This window comes from Streptomyces sp. NPDC029526, from assembly GCF_040637405.1.
Classification (GTDB): domain Bacteria; phylum Actinomycetota; class Actinomycetes; order Streptomycetales; family Streptomycetaceae; genus Streptomyces.
In genome coordinates this window covers 1,063,317-1,077,789 of the sequence record NZ_JBEZWE010000002.1, presented here as the reverse complement: position 1 = coordinate 1,077,789, position 14,473 = coordinate 1,063,317, and the positions used below count along the sequence as shown (strand labels likewise).

9 protein-coding genes are annotated in these 14,473 nt (G+C 73.3%); 2 read left to right on the top strand and 7 right to left on the bottom strand.

The genetic code is table 11. The features are described from left to right. Positions 1-94: 94 nt before the first annotated feature. The 5 genes from ilvC to AB0F01_RS10235 form a co-directional block, all read right to left on the bottom strand. Positions 95-1,093 (bottom strand): ketol-acid reductoisomerase, encoded by a 999-nt coding sequence (ilvC, locus tag AB0F01_RS10255; RefSeq protein WP_362092127.1) that lies wholly within the window; start codon positions 1,091-1,093, stop codon positions 95-97. Between the two features lie 116 nt (positions 1,094-1,209). Next, positions 1,210-1,734 carry an acetolactate synthase small subunit gene (gene ilvN / locus AB0F01_RS10250; RefSeq protein WP_362092124.1) on the bottom strand — a complete coding sequence of 175 codons (525 nt, stop codon included), beginning with the start codon at positions 1,732-1,734 and terminating at the stop codon, positions 1,210-1,212. Positions 1,735-1,769: 35 nt separating this feature from the next. Next, positions 1,770-3,617, bottom strand: coding sequence for an acetolactate synthase large subunit (locus AB0F01_RS10245; protein ID WP_362092122.1), 1,848 nt, complete (start codon positions 3,615-3,617; stop codon positions 1,770-1,772). Between the two features lie 222 nt (positions 3,618-3,839). Further along, positions 3,840-6,830 (bottom strand): EAL domain-containing protein, encoded by a 2,991-nt coding sequence (locus tag AB0F01_RS10240; RefSeq protein ID WP_362092120.1) that lies wholly within the window; start codon positions 6,828-6,830, stop codon positions 3,840-3,842. Positions 6,831-7,248: 418 nt separating this feature from the next. Continuing rightward, a complete protein-coding gene (locus AB0F01_RS10235) occupies positions 7,249-8,199 on the bottom strand; it encodes a 2-hydroxyacid dehydrogenase (protein ID WP_362092117.1) in 951 nt (316 codons plus the stop codon). A 75-nt stretch (positions 8,200-8,274) separates the two neighbouring features. Here AB0F01_RS10235 and AB0F01_RS10230 point away from each other — a divergent pair, with 75 nt between their 5' ends. Both AB0F01_RS10230 and AB0F01_RS10225 read left to right on the top strand, forming a co-directional pair. Continuing rightward, entirely contained in the window at positions 8,275-9,273 is a 999-nt protein-coding gene (locus tag AB0F01_RS10230) for an aldo/keto reductase (protein ID WP_362092115.1), read from the top strand. Between the two features lie 370 nt (positions 9,274-9,643). Further along, complete coding sequence (locus AB0F01_RS10225) at positions 9,644-10,807, top strand: PQQ-dependent sugar dehydrogenase (protein ID WP_362092112.1); 1,164 nt, start codon at positions 9,644-9,646, stop codon at positions 10,805-10,807. A 42-nt stretch (positions 10,808-10,849) separates the two neighbouring features. Here AB0F01_RS10225 and AB0F01_RS10220 read toward each other — a convergent pair whose 3' ends face one another. Further along, a complete protein-coding gene (locus AB0F01_RS10220; RefSeq protein ID WP_362092109.1) occupies positions 10,850-11,248 on the bottom strand; it encodes a DUF6191 domain-containing protein in 399 nt (132 codons plus the stop codon). A gap of 35 nt (positions 11,249-11,283) precedes the next feature. After that, positions 11,284-14,340 (bottom strand): AAA family ATPase, encoded by a 3,057-nt coding sequence (locus AB0F01_RS10215; protein WP_362092585.1) that lies wholly within the window; start codon positions 14,338-14,340, stop codon positions 11,284-11,286. Between the last annotated feature and the right edge of the window lie 133 nt (positions 14,341-14,473).

The following is a 14,473-nucleotide window of genomic DNA, read 5'->3' as shown; positions in this document are numbered from 1 at the left end:
CGTGGCGGACGGGAGGGGCGACGCCGTACCACCGACGCCACCCCGGGTCCGTCCGGCGGCCGGGGCATCCCGCCCCGGCCGCCGGACGGGAGGCTCACGCCTCCTCGTCGACCCAGCTCATGAGCTTGCGCAGCTCCTTGCCGGTGGTCTCCAGCAGGTGCTCGGAGTCCTGGTCCTTGTACTCGTTGTACTTCTTCAGGCCGCCGTGGTACTCGTCCATCCACTGCTGCGCGAAGGTGCCGTCCTGGATCTCGGCGAGGACCTTCTTCATCTCGGCCTTGGTGGCGTCGGTGATGATCCGCGGGCCGGTGACGTAGTCGCCCCACTCGGCGGTCTCGGAGATCGACCAGCGCATCTTCTCCAGGCCGCCCTCGTACATGAGGTCCACGATCAGCTTCAGCTCGTGCAGGCACTCGAAGTAGGCGATCTCCGGCTGGTAGCCGGCCTCGGTCAGGGTCTCGAAGCCCGCCTTGACCAGCGCGGCCGTGCCACCGCACAGGACGGCCTGCTCACCGAAGAGGTCGGTCTCGGTCTCCTCGGTGAAAGTCGTCTTGATGACGCCCGCGCGGGTGCCGCCGATGCCCTTGGCGTAGGACAGGGCCAGCTGGAAGGCGTTGCCGGAGGCGTCCTGCTCGACGGCCGCGATGCACGGGACGCCGCGGCCCTCCTCGTACTGGCGGCGCACCAGGTGGCCGGGGCCCTTGGGGGCGACCATGCAGACGTCGACGCCCGCCGGGGGCTTGATGAAGCCGAAGCGGATGTTGAAGCCGTGGCCGAAGAACAGCGCGTCGCCGTCCTTCAGGTTCGGGGCGATGGTCTCCTCGTAGACCTTGGCCTGGATCGGGTCCGGGACGAGGATCATGATGACGTCGGCCTCGGCGGCGGCCTCGGAGGGGCTCACCACGCGCAGGCCCTGCTCCTCGGCCTTGGCCTTGGACTTGGAGCCCTCGTGCAGACCGACGCGCACGTCGACGCCGGAGTCTCGCAGCGACAGGGCGTGGGCGTGGCCCTGGCTGCCGTAACCGATGACCGCGACCTTGCGGCCCTGGATGATGGACAGGTCGGCGTCGGCGTCGTAGAACAGCTCGGCCACTTTGGGTTCTCTCCTTGAGTGCAGGTGTTGCTCCCACCGTATGACGGCGGGCGGAAGGGGCGGTTCGGAGTCTCGGAATACGGGCGGCCGTGTCGCGTCGGCCGCCCGTTCCGGTCTCAGGCCGACCGGTCGAGAGCGCGCAGCGACCGGTCCGTGATCGAACGGGCACCGCGCCCGATCGCGATCGTGCCGGACTGCACGAGCTCCTTGATGCCGAAGGGCTCCAGCATCTTCAGCATCGCGGACAGCTTGTCGCTGCTGCCGGTGGCCTCGATGGTGACGGCGTCCGGGGAGACGTCGACGGTCTTGGCGCGGAACAGCTGGACGATCTCGACGATCTGGGAGCGCGTCTCGTTGTCGGCGCGCACCTTCACCAGGACGAGTTCGCGCTGGACCGCCTGGCCGGGCTCCAGCTCGACGATCTTCAGCACGTTGACCAGCTTGTTGAGCTGCTTGGTCACCTGCTCCAGCGGGAACTCCTCGACACTCACCACGATGGTGATGCGGGAGATGTCGGGGTGCTCGGTGACACCGACCGCGAGCGAGTCGATGTTGAAGCCGCGGCGGGAGAACAGGGCGGCGATCCGGGCCAGGATGCCGGGGGTGTTCTCCACCAGGACGGAGAGCGTGTGCTTGGACATGTTCTGCTTCCTCTGCTTGTGAGTCCCGACGGCTCTCAGTCGTCCTCGTTGTCGCCGAAGTCGGGGCGGACGTCCCGGGCGGCCATGATCTCGTCGTTGGAGGTGCCGGCGGCGACCATCGGCCACACCATCGCGTCCTCGTGGACGACGAAGTCCACGACGACCGGGCGGTCGTTGATCGAGTTGGCCTCCTCGATGACCTTGTCCAGGTCGGCCGGGTCCTCGCAGCGGATGGCGTAGCAGCCCATGGCCTCCGACAGCTTCACGAAGTCGGGGACGCGGGTCCCGCGGGCCTCGGGGTTGACGTCGTCGGGACCGGAGTGCAGCACCGTGTTGGAGTACCGCTGGTTGTAGAACAGGGTCTGCCACTGGCGCACCATCCCGAGGGCGCCGTTGTTGATGACGGCGACCTTGATCGGGATGTTGTTCAGGGCGCAGGTGGTGAGCTCCTGGTTGGTCATCTGGAAGCAGCCGTCGCCGTCGATCGCCCAGACCGTGCGGTCCGGGACACCGGCCTTGGCGCCCATGGCGGCCGGCACGGCGTAGCCCATGGTCCCGGCGCCGCCGGAGTTCAGCCAGGTGGCGGGCTTCTCGTACTCGATGAAGTGCGCGGCCCACATCTGGTGCTGGCCGACGCCCGCCGCGAACACCGTGCCCTCCGGCGCGAGCTGCCCGATGCGCTCGATGACCTGCTGCGGGGAGAGCGAGCCGTCCTCCGGCAGGTCGTAGCCCAGGGGGTAGGTGTCACGCCAGCGGTTCAGGTCGTTCCACCAGGCGGTGCAGTCCCCCCGGTGGCCGTCGGCGTGCTCCTTCTGGACGGCCTGGACGAGGTCGGCGATGACCTCGCGGGCGTCACCGACGATCGGCACGTCGGCGGCGCGGTTCTTGCCGATCTCGGCCGGGTCGATGTCGGCGTGGACGATCTTCGCGTACGGGGCGAAGCTGTCCAGCCTTCCGGTGACGCGGTCGTCGAAGCGGGCTCCGAGGGCGACGATCAGGTCGGCCTTCTGCAGCGCGGTGACGGCGGTGACCGCACCGTGCATGCCCGGCATTCCCACGTGCAGCGGGTGGCTGTCGGGGAATGCGCCGAGTCCCATCAGGGTGGTGGTGACGGGAGCTCCGGTGAGTTCCGCGAGGACCTTCAGCTCGGCGGTGGCGCGGGCCTTGATGACCCCGCCGCCGACGTAGAGCACCGGCCGCTTCGCGGAGGTGATCAGCTTGGCGGCCTCCCGGATCTGCTTGGCGTGCGGCTTGGTGACGGGCCGGTAGCCGGGCAGGTCCATGGTGGGCGGCCAGGAGAAGGTGGTGCGGGCCTGGAGGGCGTCCTTGGCGATGTCGACCAGCACCGGGCCGGGGCGGCCGGTGGCGGCGATGTGGAAGGCCTGCGCGATGACCCGCGGGATGTCCTCGGCCTTGGTCACCAGGAAGTTGTGCTTGGTGATCGGCATGGTGATGCCGACGATGTCCGCCTCCTGGAAGGCGTCCGTGCCGATGGACTTGGAGGCGACCTGGCCGGTGATCGCGACCAGGGGCACCGAGTCCATGTGCGCGTCGGCGATCGGGGTGACCAGGTTGGTGGCGCCGGGGCCCGACGTCGCCATGCAGACGCCGACCTTGCCGGTGGCCTGGGCGTAGCCGGTGGCCGCGTGGCCGGCGCCCTGCTCGTGCCGGACCAGGACGTGGCGCACCCGGGTGGAGTCCATCAGCGGGTCGTAGGCCGGAAGGATCGCACCGCCGGGAATGCCGAATACCGTGTCGGCGCCGACCTCCTCGAGAGAGCGGATGAGGGACTGCGCGCCCGTCACCTGCTCGGGGGCGGACGGCTGTCCGGATCGGGGCCGCGGCTGCGGGTGGGCCCCGGTGGCCTGCTCGGTCATCGGCATTCTCTTCTCGATGCTGAGGGTTTATGCGAGGTTTGCGCGGTGTACGCGGGTTGTGCGACGACTCTGGTGCAACAAAAAACCCCTCGTGCCAAAAGGCAAGCGAGGGGAGCGCGCCGGTGCGGGTAGCTGAGCCTTCAGGGCCCAGCGTCAGCCGACGCGCTGTCCAAGTACGAGAATTCGGGTGCGCATGGAACTGACCCTCCCCCCGGCACGCACAAACTGTCAAGTGGGTGGGACCGGGGTCTCATCATGTGAGCGGAGGGCCGCCCCACCATGGAGGACGGCGGCCATGCCGGCCGGAAACACGCCGCCCGAGCCGCCCGCGAAGACGGGCTCGGCCGGCTCACCGGGCACCGGGCAGCGGCCGGTGGTGAGCGCCCGGCGCAGCCGGTACTCGTCCAGCGGTCCGGCGAAGGCCATGCCCTGTCCGTGGGTGCAGCCCATCGCGCGCAGGGCGGTGACCTGCTCGGGCAGATCCACCCCCTCGGCCACGGACTCGATGCCGAGGTCCCGGGCGATGCGCAGCAGCCCGCCGGTGATCTTGTGCAGCCGCGCCGACTCCACGACGCCCTCGACCAGGGTGCGGTCCAGCCGGAGTATGTCGACCGGGAGCCGTCTGAGGGCGGCGATCGCGGCGTGGCCGCTGCCGAGACCGTCCAGGGCGATGCGGACACCGGACCGCTTCAGGGCGGTCAGCCGCCGCTCCAGTTCGTCCAGGCACACCCGCGGGTCGGTGTCGGCCACCTCGACGATCAGCGAGCCGGACGGCAGCCCGTACCGGGTGAGCAGGGTCTCGATCCGGCCGAGCGGAGCCGAGCGGTCCACCAGGCGGTGGGCGCCCAGCCGGACCGCGACGGGCACCCGGAGCCCGGTCGCCCGCCGCTCCGAGGCCCGCTCGATGGCCTCCTGAAGGACCCAACGGCTCAGCTCGGCGGTCTTCTCGCCGTCCTCGGCGACCCGCAGGAACTCCGCGGGCGTGAAGAGGACGCCCTGCGAGGAGCGCCAGCGCGCCTGCGCGCAGACCGCCGTGATCCGGCCGTCCTCCAGGCTCACCACCGGCTGATGCAGCAGCGAGAACTCGCCGTCGTGCAGGGCGGCGCGCAGCCGGCCGGCCAGTTCCGCGCGGCGGACGACGTCCTGCTGCATCTGGGGCCGGTACAGCTCGACGCGGCCCTTGCCGCCCGCCTTGGCCCGGTACATGGCCAGGTCGGCGTTGCGCAGCAGCTCACCGGCCCCGAGGCCGGGTTCGGCGAAGGCGACGCCGATGGAGGCGTTGACCCGGACATCGTTGCCGTCGATGAGGTAGGGCTGGGAGAGGGTGCCTCTGAGGCGGTCGGCGAGTTCCAGCAGGTGGCGTTCGCGGGCCTGGTGGTCGCGGACGCCGTCCCCGACGATCAGGGCGGCGAACTCGTCGCCGCCCAGCCGGGCCGCGGTGTCGCCCTTGCGGACGGCGTCCTGGAGCCTCCGGGCGGCCTGCACCAGCAGTTCGTCGCCGGCCTGGTGGCCGATGGTGTCGTTGACGCCCTTGAAACCGTCGAGGTCGATGAAGAGGACGGCGGTGCCCCGCAGGACGGCGTCCCGGTCCGCGGCCCGGCGGCCGGACAGCGCCTGCTGGACGCGCCGGGTGAACAGCGCCCGGTTGGGCAGGTCGGTGAGCGGGTCGTGCTCGGCGTTGTGCTGGAGCTGGGCCTGCAGCCGTACCCGTTCGGTCACGTCGCGGCTGTTGAAGATGAGGCCGCCGTGATGACGGTTGACGGTCGACTCCACGTTGAGCCAGCCTTCCCCGCCGCCGGAGCGGAACCGGCACTCGATGCGGGTGGTGGGCTCCTCGGCGGGATCGGCGGCGAGGAACCGGCGGATCTCGTGGACCACGCAGCCCAGGTCCTCGGGGTGGATGAGGTGGGCCAGTTCGGTGCCGACCAGATCCTCCGCGGAGCGGCCGTAGACGCCCGCGGCGGCCGGGGAGACGTAGCGGAGGATGCCGCTCGGCGCGGCGATCATGATGACGTCGCTGGAGCCCTGCACCAGGGAGCGGAAGTGGTTCTCCGCCTGCGCGAGTTCCTGGGTGAGGGTGATGTTGTCGAGCAGCATGATGCCCTGGCGCACCACGAGGGCCAGCACCACCGTGCCGCCGGTGAAGAGGACCACCCGGTCCACGCTGCGCCCGTTGAGGACGTTGTAGAGGATGCCCAGGGTGCACACGGCCGCCGCGAGGTAGGGCGTGAGGGCGGCGAGGGAGCCGGCGATGGGCCGGGCCGCCGGGAACCGGCCGGCGTCGCTCGCGGGCGCGGGCTGCGGGGCCGGCCCGCCGCGCTGGGCGGGCAGGTGGCCGCGGACCACGCGGGTCCGTCCGGCGTCCTCGGACCGGCCCCCGCGGCGCGCGGTCCAGGGCGCGTACGCGAGGAGCAGCGACCCGGCGAACCAGCCCGCGTCGAGCAGGTGCCCCGAGCGGTAGGCGTGGTGCAGCAGCGGCGAGGTGAACAGGGCGTCGCACATCACGGTGAGGGCGAGCGCGCCGATCGCGGTGTTGACGGCGGAGCGGTTGACCGCCGAGCGCCGGAAGTGCAGCGCGAGCACCAGGCTGACGAGGGCGATGTCCAGCAGCGGGTACGCGAGGGACAGCGCGGTGTGGGCCACGCTCTCGCCCTCGGCCTGGGCGGTCTGGGCGAGGGCCAGGCTCCACGCCAGGGTGAGCAGGGAGCCCCCGATGAGGAAGGCGTCCAGGGCGAGGCAGATCCACCCGGCCTTGGTGACGGGCCGCTTGGCGAGCACCAGCAGCCCCACGATGGCGGGCGGGGCGAAGCAGAGGAAGAACAGGTCGGCGTAACTGGGGCTGGGCACGGGCCGGTCGAGGATCACCTCGTACCACCCCCACACCAGATTGCCCAGGGCGGCCATGGTCGACGAGAGTCCGAACAGCAGCCAGGCGGGCCGGAAGCTGGTGTTCCGCCCCCGCGCGTACACGAAACAGGAGACGGCCGCCGCTCCGGCCGCGGCGCTGAGCCCGAAGTCGCCCATGATCAGTGCCAGTTCGTCCGATCCCCAGCCGAGCGCGGCACCGACGGCGTAGGCCGCGCAGACCAGGGCGAGGACGAGCTGGGGCACCGGACCGGGGCGCGGCCCGGTCACCGGGGAGCGCGGCGGCGGCACCCCGGGGGCCGGTTGCTGCCGCTCCGCCGCCTCCGGCGTCGAGGTGGCGGCCGGCGCGCTCACCGCTCCCTCCCGGTGCGCCCCGCTCCGGGACCCCGGGGGTCCCGGAGCAACGGGGGTGTGCGCCACCGGCTCCCGGTGGCGCGTGGGGCCCGCGGGCCGGGCCCCCGCCGCCCCGGGGGGCGGCCCGGTGGGAGAGGGGGACCGCTGTGCTGACAGCGGTCGCGCGCGGTCGCGCGCCAGGGTCGCCGTCGGCGGCTCCGCCGCGTCGGATCGCTCGTCCATAGGCCGTGCATCGCCCGTCGCCCCCCTCACAGTCCGCAAGTCCGTCCCCGGCGCCGATGGTCAGTGGCGCAGCCCCTGTCGGGACGATACACCAGTCTCGTCACTCAGGGACATAGCCTCTCTACTCTGCGTGACGATCACCCGATGTATGCGTACCCAGTGCTCCCGGGAAGAAGCGGACGGTACCCGAAGCGGATTACCCGCTTTCCGTCCCTGTCTCCAGGATCACGTTCCGCAACTCCTCCCGGTTCAGGAAACGGTGCAACTGGTCCACGAGCAAACGCTCCGCCCGCGGCCGGAACGCGGACGTCGGTCCGCCGGCGTGCGGACTGATCAGTACGCCCGGTGCCCGCCACAAGGGGTGGTCGGCGGGCAGCGGTTCGGGATCGGTGACGTCGAGGGCGGCGGAGATCCGGCCCGTTCGCACCTCGTTGAGCAGGGCCTCGGTGTCCACGACCGGGCCGCGGGCCATGTTGACGAGCAGGGCGCCGTCCTTCATCCGGGACAGGAAGCGGGCGTCGACGAGGTGGCGGGTGTCGGCGGTCAGCGGTGTGGACAGGACGACGACGTCCGCCTCCGGGAGCAGGGAGGGCAGTTCGGTGAGCGGGTGCACCGGACCGCGCGCCGTGGTGCGTGCGGAGCGCGCGACGCGCACCACCCGCGCGACCTCGAACGGAACGAGCCGGTCCTCGATGGCGGAACCGATCGAGCCGTACCCCACGACGAGGACGGTCCGGTCGGCGAGCGCGGGACGGAAGCCGCTCAGCCACTCCCCCTTGTCCTGGGCGCGCACGTAGTCGGGCAGTCCGCGCAGCGAGGCGAGGATCAGGGCGAGCGCGAGTTCGGCGGTGCTGGCCTCGTGCACCCCGCGGGCGTTGCACAGGCGAACCCCCGGCCCGAGGTGCTTCAGCCCCGGTTCGACGTGGTCGATGCCGGCGGACAGCGTCTGCACGACCCGGACCGAGCGCATCAGCGGCAGCGGTCGCACCCCGACACCGGCGGGCTTCAGGTAGGGCACGACGTAGAAGGCGCAGTCGGCCGGGTCGGCGGGGAAGGCCTCGGCGCCGTTCCAGAAGTGGTAGTCCGGCCCTTCGGGAAGGCCGTCGATCTCCTGCGGGGGGATGGGGAGCCACACGTCAGCAGTCATGCTCCGGAGGCTATGTCAGGCCGGTGGAACGGCAGAGGTTAGGTTGGTGGCTCGCAGAGGGAGGGTCACGACCAGGTGGAGCGCAGGACGATCGGCGCGGGGGCGCTCTCGGCGGGGGCCGTCGGACTCGGGTGCATGCCGATGAGCTGGGGCTACAGCACATCGCGGCAGCACGGCCAGGAGTCGCTCAGGGCGGTGCACCGGGCCCTCGACCTCGGCGCCACCCTGCTCGACACCGCGGACATGTACGGCCCGTTCACCAACGAGCTGCTGCTGGGCCGGGTGTTGAAGGAGCGGCGGGCCGACGCGTTCGTGTCGACGAAGGTCGGCCTGCTGGTGGGCGACCAGCACATCGTCGCCAACGGCCGCCCCGGCTACGTGAAACGGGCCTGCGACGCGTCGCTGCGGCGGTTGCAGACCGATGTCATCGACCTGTACCAGCTGCACCGCGCGGACCCGGAGGTCCCGGTGGAGGAGACCTGGGGCGCGATGGCCGAGCTCGTCCGGGCCGGGAAGGTACGGGCGTTGGGGCTGTGCGCGGTGGGCGCGCGCTCCGGGCGGCGGCCGGGCGCCCGGCTGCACGACGGCACGATCCGCCAGCTGGAGCGGGTGCAGCAGGTGTTCCCGGTGAGCGCGGTGCAGGCGGAGCTGTCGGTGTGGTCGCCGGAGGCGCTGCACGCGCTGCTGCCGTGGTGCGAGACGCGCGGGGTGGGCTTCCTGGCCGCGATGCCGCTGGGCAACGGCTTCCTGACCGGCACGCTGACGCCGGGGGGCGGGTTCGAGGCGGACGACCTGCGGGCCCGGCACCCGCGGTTCACCGCCGAGATGATGGCCGCGAACCAGCCGATCGTGGCCGGTCTGCGCCGTGTCGCCCGGCGGCACGGGGAGGACGTCACCCCGGCCCAGGTGGCGCTGGCGTGGGTGCTGTCGCGGGGACGGCAGGTCATCCCGGTGCCGGGCACCAAGCGGGAGCGCTGGGTGACCGAGAACGCGGCGGCGGCCGGGCTGCGGCTGACCGGACGGGACCTGGCGGAGATAGCACGGCTGCCCGCGGCCCAGGGGTCCTGGGACTGACCCGCCGGGTCCTGCCGGGTCCTGCTGGCCCGCACCGGGGCCGTCCCCGGTGCGGGCCGGGCGCGTTCGCCGCGGGGAGACGGCCCGACGACGGCTCTCGCGGCCCGGCCCGGCCCGGCCCGGGGCCGGCCGGTGCGAGCGGCCCGGGGGCGGCGGGGACGGCCGGGCGGACCGGTCGGGAGGCGCGTCGCACTGCCGGGCGGACCGGCCGGGATGGGCGTCGTACGGACCGGCCGGGCGGACCGGTCGGGAGGCGCGTCGTACGGACCGGCCGACGGCCTCGTGCGGTTCGGACGCGCGGGACCGGGAACCTGTCGGGCGCGAGCGGTGTATCACTTCTAGGAACTGCCCGCGTCGAAGGGACGAGATCGTGCAACGACGAGCCGTGACGGCCGTACTGGCCGCCGCCGCGCTCCTGCTGACGGCCGGCTGCTCATCCGACGGAGGGGCCCCGGACGGGGACGGCGGCACCAGCGCCTCCCCGAGCCGTACGGCGGGACAGTCGCCCCCCGCGCAGGGCAGCGACGCCCCGACCCCGCCGGCGAAGGGCTCGGTGAAGGTGCTGCGCACCGTCACCACGGGCCTGAGCACCCCGTGGGGGCTCGCTCCGCTCGACGACGGCGACCTGCTGGTCTCGTCCCGGGACGAGGCGACGATCACGCGGGTCGACGCGGACTCGGGGAAGAAGACCGAGCTGGGCGAGGTGCCGGGGGTGGCCCCGTCCGGCGAGGGCGGCCTGCTCGGCATCGCGCTCTCCCCCGAGTTCGCCGCGGACCGCATGATCTACGCCTACTTCACCTCGGCGTCGGACAACCGCGTGGTCCGCCTGCGCTACGACGAGAAGAAGCCGGCCGGTCAGCAGCTGGGCGCCCCCGACACCGTCCTGCGCGGCATCCCCAAGGGCGTGGTGCACAACGGCGGCCGGATCGCCTTCGGCCCGGACCGGATGCTGTACGTGGGCACGGGCGAGCGGGGCGAGACCGGTCTGTCCCAGGACAAGGAGTCCCTGGGCGGCAAGATCCTGCGGGTGACCCCGGAGGGCGAACCGGCGCCGGGCAACCCCTTCCCGGACTCCCCGGTGTACTCCTACGGCCACCGCAACGTGCAGGGGCTGGCGTGGGACCGCGAGCAGCGCCTGTTCGCCTCGGAGTTCGGCCAGAACACCTGGGACGAGCTCAACGCCATCAAGCCGGGCGACAACTACGGCTGGCCGGAGGCGGAGGGCGAGTCCGGCGGGGACTTCCACGACCCGGTCCACCAGTGGGGTACCGCCGAGGCCTCCCCCAGCGGCATCGCGCACGCGGAGGGATCGATCTGGATGGCGGGCCTGCGCGGTCAGCGGCTCTGGCGCATCCCGCTGGACGGCACCGGGACGTCGGCCGAGCCGCAGGCCTTCCTGGAGGAGGAGTACGGGCGGCTCCGCACGGTCGCACCGGCGGGCGGGAACCGGCTGTGGCTGGTCACCAGCAACACCGACGGGCGGATCCAGCCGAAGGACGGTGACGACCGGATCCTGGAGCTGGAGGTGAGTTAGGGCGCCCGGTGCCGGGGGTTCGCGGACGGTGGCCCGGGCCGGTCAGGAGCCTGCGGAGGTGTCCGGTTCAGGGGTGCCCGGGGTGCCCGGTGTGCGCGGGGTGCCCGGGGTGCCCGGGGTGCGCGGGGCGGCGACCTCGGCGGCGCCACGGGTGTCCCCCGCCTCCCCCGCCTCCCCGGCGTTCCGGTGGGCGTCGGCGTCGGCGTCCTCGTCCGGGGCCTCCTCGGTGCCGCGGTCGGCGTCACGGCCGTCGGCGGATGCCTGGTCGTCCGGGTGGTCCGAAGCGGGCGGGCGCACCACGACCTTTCCGGAGGCGAGGTCTATCGGGCCGCGCCCGGGATCGGCGTCGCCGACGTCCACCCTGCTGAGCTCCAGGCGTTTCTGTTCATCGCGGGTGTGCTTGCGACCGGGTGCGAACAGTTCCTCGAGGGCGTTGAACATCGCTCCCCTTTCCAGGGCCGCGTGACGTGACGCCATCATCCCGCCTCGGCCTCCACCGGGAACAGGCCCAGGCGGTGGGCGACCGCGGCGGCCTCGCCCCGGCCGGAGACGCCCAGTTTGGCGAGGATGTTGGAGACGTGCACGCTGGCCGTCTTGGGCGAGATGAACAGCGTCTCGGCGATGCGGCGGTTGGTGTGCCCGGCGGCCACCAGTCGCAGCACGTCCCGCTCCCGGCCGGTGAGACCCAGGGCGTCGGCGGGATCGGCGGGATCGGCGGACACGGCACCGCGTTGCCGGGGGACGGGGTGCAGCGCCAGGCGGGCGCGTTGCGCCAGCAGGGTGACGGCCCGTGCCAGGGGGCGGGCGCCGAGGTGCTCGGCCACGGTGGCGGCGAGCCGCAGCAGCTCCGTGGCCCGCTCCCGTCCGCCGTCGTCCGCGCCGGAGGCGAGCAGGGCCTCGGCGAGCCGGAAGCGGACGCGGGCCAGGTCGTGGGGCCGCTGGAGGCGTTCCAGCGCGGCGACGACCGGGCTCCAGTCCTCCGGTGCCGCGCGGCCCTCGGCCCGCCGCAGCTCGGCGCGCAGCCAGGCGTCGTGCGCCTCCCACACGGGCGCCCCGGTGGCGAGGGTCCGGGCGGTCGTGCGCAGACGGTCCAGGACGTCCGGACGGCCGGGTTCCGTGGCGGGATCCTCGTGGGCGTCGGCCTCGGCGGTGGCGGCGGCGAGCAGCAGGGGCCAGCCGTAGCGCTGGGTGCCGGGCGGGAAACCGCCGTCGAGGGAGGCGAGCAGTTCGGAGCGGGCGTCGGCCGGCCGGCCCTCCCCGGCGGCGATGCCCAGGGCGATGCGGTGCAGCGGCAGGGCGTACTGGGGCATCGGGTCGTGGGTGCCCAGGGAGGCGGCGCGGGCGGCCGTCAGGTGCTCGGACGCCTCGGCGAGGTCGCCCCGGTCCAGTGCGAGGTGGGCGAGCCGCATCAGGGCCACGGCCCGGGGCCGCGCTCCGCGATCCACGCGCAGGGCGTTGCCCGCGGCCTCGGCGGCCTCGTCCCAGCGCCCGAGGGAGTGCAGGGACTCGGCCAGGTTGCCCCACACCCAGTCCCCCGATTCCAGCAGTCCGAGTTCCCGGGTGACGCGGACGCCGTCGCGCAGGAGGTCCACCGCCTCCTGGGAGCGGCCGACGCCCTCCAGGGCCGACGGCAGGTTGATGTGGCTGCGCCCCACCACCGGGGTCACCCCCAGGGCGACGGCCCGGTCCTTGACCTCGTGCATCGTCGCGAGGCCGGCGTCGACGTCGCCCGCGTCGACCATGAGGCCGCCGAGGGTGAGCCGGGCGTTCAGCTCGATGTCCTGGGCGCCGACCATGCGCGCGTACTCCACGGCCCGCTCGGCGGCGGCCATGGCGTCCGGGCCGGGGCGGTGCAGCATCGACCAGGCGGCGGCGGAGGCGAGCACTTCGGCGTGCACCTCGGACGGCGGCAGGCCGCGTACCAGTTCCTGGGCGGTGCCGAGTTCGCTCCAGCCGTCGCCGCGGGCGAGGGACTGGGTGAGGCGCGAGCGCTGGACCCAGAACCAGGCGGCGCGCAGCGGGTCCGGGTCCTCGTCGAGCAGGCGCAGGGCGCGCTTGGTGATCTTCAGGGCCCGCTCGCGTTCGCTGCAGAGCCGGCCGGCGACGGCGGCCTCGGCCATCAGGTCGAGGTAGCGCAGGGGCGTCGTCTCCGGGTCGCAGCCGCAGGGCGGGTAGACCTCGGTGTAGTCGGCGGGGCGCAGGGTGGCGCGGACGGCGGCGGGGGCGGAGTCCCACAGTTCCATCGCCCGTTCCAGCAGCCGCAGTTGTTCGGAGTGGGCGTGCCGGCGGCGGGCCTCGACGGAGGCGTCGAGCACGGCGGGGAGGGCCTTGGCGGCGTCCCGTGCCTGGTACCAGTAGCTGGCCAGCCGGGTGACCCGCTCGTCGGCGGGCACCAGCGTGGGGTCGTGCTCCAGTGCCTCGGCGTACTGCCGGTTGAGGCGGGAGCGTTCGCCCGGCAGCAGGTCGTCGCTGACCGCCTCGCGGACCAGGGAGTGGCGGAAGCGGTAGCCGTCGCGGTCGGGGGCGGGGAGGAGAATGCTGCTGTGCACCGCGGCGCGCAGGGCCGCCAGCAGGTCGTCCTCGGCGAGCCGGGCGACGGCGGCCAGCAGCCGGTACTCGACGGTGGACCCGCCCTCGGCGACGATCCGGGCGACCCGCTGGGCGCTCTCCGGCAGTCCTTCCACACGCACCAGCAGGAGGTCGCGGAGCGAGTCGGTGAGCCCGGTGCAGCGGCAGGCGGGACCGGCGACGGCGAGTTCCTCGACGAAGAAGGCGTTGCCGTCGGAGCGTGCGAAGACCTCGTCCACCTGGGCGGCTTCGGGTTCCCGGGCCAGGATGCCCGCCATCTGGCACCCCACCTCGTCGCGGCTGAAGCGGCCGAGTTCGAGGCGCCGGACGGTACGGAGCCGGTCGAGTTCGGCGAGGAGGGGGCGCAGCGGGTGGCGGCGGTGGATGTCGTCGGAGCGGTAGGTGGCCAGGACGACGAGGCGTCCGGTGCGCAGGGTGCGCAGCAGGTAGGCGAGCAGGTGCCGGGTGGAGGCGTCGGCCCAGTGCAGGTCCTCCAGGACGAGGACCACGGTGTGCTCGGCGGCGACGCGCTCCAGCAGGCGGGCGGTGAGTTCGAAGAGGCGGGCCATGCCGTGTTCGTCGCGGCGGGCCTCACGGACGGCCTCGGTGCCGAGTTCGGGCAGCAGCCGGGCCAGTTCCTCCTCCTGGCCGTCGGCGGCCTCGGCGAGTTCGGCCGGCAGCTCGCGGCGGAGCCCGCGCAGTGCGGTGGAGAAGGGGGCGAAGGGCAGTCCGTCGGCGCCTATCTCGACGCAGCCGCCGAGCGCGACGACGGCCCCCCGTGCCCGGGCGGTCGTGGTGAACTCCTCGACGAGGCGGGTCTTGCCCACGCCCGCCTCGCCGGCGATGAGCAGGGCCTGCGGTTCGCCCGCGGCGGCACCGCCGAACGCCTCGTGCAAGGCGCCCAGTTCTTCCGAGCGGCCGACGAACACGGGACTGACGGACCTGGTCTCCACGGCCCCGAGCATGGCACGCGTCACCGACGGCGCGGCACCGGTTTTCCCCACGGCAGAAGCCGCCGGTGCCGCCCCGGAGACCGTCGGCCCCCGCCCGTCGGCACCTGAGGGCGGGATGCCCGGCGTCGGCGGAGCGGTGCCGGCG